Annotated in this window: 1 protein-coding gene; it reads left to right on the top strand. The window is 74.5% G+C overall.

Annotated elements, in window-relative coordinates; genetic code table 11:
* A partial coding sequence (locus tag ACZ5D2_RS40840; protein WP_468936805.1) for a type I polyketide synthase occupies nucleotides 1–2475 on the top strand: 2475 nt, incomplete at both ends.

Genomic DNA, 2475 nt, shown 5'->3' with positions numbered 1-2475 from the left:
ACAACCTCTACAACCCCAACACCCCCACCACACCCCTCCCCACCTACCCCTTCCAACGCCAACGCCACTGGATCAACACCCCGGTGACGGTGGGGAACCTGGGGTCGGCCGGCCTCTCCGCGGCCGAACATCCGCTGCTGGGTGCGGCCGTGGAGCTCGCCGGCGAGGAGGGCCACCTGTTCACCGGGCGGCTGACGCCGACGAGGCAGCCGTGGCTCGCCGACCACGCCGTCCTCGGCACCCCGCTCCTCCCCGGCACGGCGATGCTGGAGCTGGCACTCGTAGCGGGCTCACGACTCGACGCGCCCGTGGTGCGGGACCTGACCCTGGAGGCGCCGCTCGCACTGCCGGACGGCGTGGCAGTGGACATCCAGCTCAGGGTGGGGAGCGCCGACACCGAGGGGACGCGGCCGGTGCGGCTGTACTCCCGCCGCGAGGGCGCCTCCGCATGGTCCCGGCACGCCAGTGGCACCCTCGCCCCCGCGACCCGGACCGCCGCGGGCGGGGGCATCGGGGCCACGTGGCCGCCCACGGGCGCGGTGGCCCTAGACCTCGACGGGGCGTACGAGCGCCTGGCTGATCACGGCTACGCGTACGGGCCCGCGTTCCAGGGGCTGCGCGCCGCGTGGCGGCTCGGCGACGAGACCTTCGCGGAGCTGTCCCTCCCCGGGGAGGCAGGGTCGGGCGACTTCGCGTTGCACCCGGCGCTGCTCGACTCCGCCCTGCACACCGTCGCTCTGGCGGGCCTCGGAGCGGCTCGCGGGGCGCAGCTGGTCCGGCTCCCCTTCGTCTGGTCCGATGTCGTCCTGCACGGCGGCGGCGCCACGCGCCTGCGGGCCCGGCTGGCTCCGGCGGCCGGGGACGACGACGTGGTGCTGACGGTGACCGACGTGTCCGGCCGGCCGGTGCTGTCCGCCGCGTCACTGACGGTGCGGGACGTGGATGCCGGTGCCCTCAGGGCCGGCCGCGGGCCGCACGACTCCCTGTTCCGCCTGGAGTGGTCGGCGGCCGCCCCGGCCCTCGACGCGGCTCCTGCCTCCGCGCCCCCGGTCGTGGTGCACCGCGTGGCGGCGACCGTCGGCGCGGGCGGGCCGGAGCAGCTCCGGGCTGTGCTCGGCGAGGCGCTCGGCGCGGTCCACGACCACCTCGCCGCTGCAGACCCGGATCAGCGGCTGGTCGTGGTCACCAGGAACGCGACCACGGCGGACGCGGTCGACCCGGTGGCCGCCGCGGTGTGGGGTCTGGTGCGTTCGGCCCAGGCCGAACACCCCGGCCGGTTCGTCCTCCTCGACATCGACGGCGACGACGACATCGACTGCGAGCCCTCCCCCGAAGCCCTGCACAGTGCCGTCACCACCGGCGAGACCCAACTCTCCTTGCGGGGAGGTCAGTTCCTGGTTCCCCGCCTGACGAAGGCCGGGGAAGCAGAGGGCTCGATCCCGGCCCTGGCCCCCGAGGGGACGGTGCTGATCACCGGGGGCACCGGAACGCTCGGCGCCCTCCTGGCCCGCCACCTCGTCACCGAACACGGCGTACGCCACCTCCTCCTCACCAGCCGCCGCGGCCCCGCCGCCCAAGGCGCCGACACCCTCACGGCCGAACTCACCGCGCTCGGGGCCGGGGTCACGGTGGCCGCGTGCGACGTCTCGGACCGGGAGGCGCTGAGCGCCCTGCTCGCCACCGTCCCCGCGGACCACCCCCTCACGGCGGTCGTGCACACCGCGGGCACCACCCACGACACCACCATCGAAACCCTCACCCCCCACGACCTCCACACCGTCCTCCACCCCAAAACCGACGCCGCCCACCACCTCCACGAACTCACCCGGAACACAAACCTCACCGCATTCGTCCTCTACTCCTCCATCGCCGGCACCCTCGGCACCCCCGGACAGGCCAACTACGCCGCCGCCAACACCTACCTCGACGCCCTCGCCACCCACCGACACGCCCAAGGCCTCCCCGCCACCTCCCTCGCCTGGGGACTCTGGGACGTGGCCGGCGGCATGGCGAGCGCTCTGGACGCGGGTGACCTCACCCGGCTGGGGCGGCTGGGCATCGCGCCGTTCGACGCCCGGGAGGGACTCGCCCTCTTCGACGCGGCCCTCCGTTCGCGGGACGCGGTACTCGTGCCCGCCCGGCTGGACACGGTCTCGCTCCGCGGTCAAGCGGAGCACGCCCCGGCCGTTCTACGGGGCTTCGTACGGACCCCGGCCGTCCGGCCGACCGGCCGAACCGGCTCCTCGCTGGAGCGGGACCTGGCCGGGCTCACGGAGGAGCAGCGCCAGACCAGGCTGGAGGAACTGGTCCGGGACGCGGCCGGCGGCGTACTCGGTTACAGCGCGGGGCAATCCGTGCAGGCGGAGGCCGAGTTCCACCGGCTCGGTTTCGATTCGCTGATGGTCGTGGAACTGCGCAACCGCCTGAACGCGGCCACCGGACTCCGTCTGTCCAGCACCGTCGCCTTCGACCACC

The organism is Streptomyces sp. NPDC031479 (assembly GCF_055581065.1).
This window is presented reverse-complemented; position numbering and strand designations above follow the sequence as displayed.